1 rRNA gene is annotated in these 1,190 nt (G+C 53.4%); it reads left to right on the forward strand.

What is annotated here, in order from left to right:
• Positions 1-1,190: ribosomal RNA gene (locus ACPUC7_RS24360) — 23S ribosomal RNA — on the forward strand; the annotation flags it as partial.

Raw genomic sequence — 1,190 nt, forward strand, 5'->3', positions numbered from 1 at the left:
CCCGTACACGAAAGTGCACAGATTGTGAGTTCGAAGAGTAGGGCGGGACACGTGGTATCCTGTCTGAATATGGGGGGACCATCCTCCAAGGCTAAATACTCCTGACTGACCGATAGTGAACCAGTACCGTGAGGGAAAGGCGAAAAGAACCCCGGCGAGGGGAGTGAAACAGAACCTGAAACCGTGTACGTACAAGCAGTGGGAGCCTCTTTTATGGGGTGACTGCGTACCTTTTGTATAATGGGTCAGCGACTTATATTCTGTAGCAAGGTTAACCGTATAGGGGAGCCGCAGGGAAACCGAGTCTTAACTGGGCGTTAAGTTGCAGGGTATAGACCCGAAACCCGGTGATCTAGCCATGGGCAGGTTGAAGGTTGGGTAACACTAACTGGAGGACCGAACCGACTAATGTTGAAAAATTAGCGGATGACTTGTGGCTGGGGGTGAAAGGCCAATCAAACCGGGAGATAGCTGGTTCTCCCCGAAAGCTATTTAGGTAGCGCCTCGTGAACTCATCTTCGGGGGTAGAGCACTGTTTCGGCTAGGGGGCCATCCCGGCTTACCAACCCGATGCAAACTGCGAATACCGAAGAATGTTATCACGGGAGACACACGGCGGGTGCTAACGTCCGTCGTGAAGAGGGAAACAACCCAGACCGCCAGCTAAGGTCCCAAAGTCATGGTTAAGTGGGAAACGATGTGGGAAGGCACAGACAGCCAGGATGTTGGCTTAGAAGCAGCCATCATTTAAAGAAAGCGTAATAGCTCACTGGTCGAGTCGGCCTGCGCGGAAGATGTAACGGGGCTAAACCATGCACCGAAGCTGCGGCAGCGACGCGTATGCGTTGTTGGGTAGGGGAGCGTTCTGTAAGCCGTTGAAGGTGTCCTGTGAGGGGTGCTGGAGGTATCAGAAGTGCGAATGCTGACATAAGTAACGATAAAGCGGGTGAAAAGCCCGCTCGCCGGAAGACCAAGGGTTCCTGTTCAACGTTAATCGGAGCAGGGTGAGTCGACCCCTAAGGCGAGGCTGAAAAGCGTAGTCGATGGGAAGCAGGTTAATATTCCTGCACTTGGTGTTACTGCGAAGGGGGGACGGAGAAGGCTAGGTTATCCGGGCGACGGTTGTCCCGGTTTAAGCGTGTAGGCTGACATCTTTGGTAAATCCGGGGTGTCTTAAGGCTGAGGCGTGA

The organism is Pantoea sp. CFCC18179 (genome assembly GCF_059412405.1).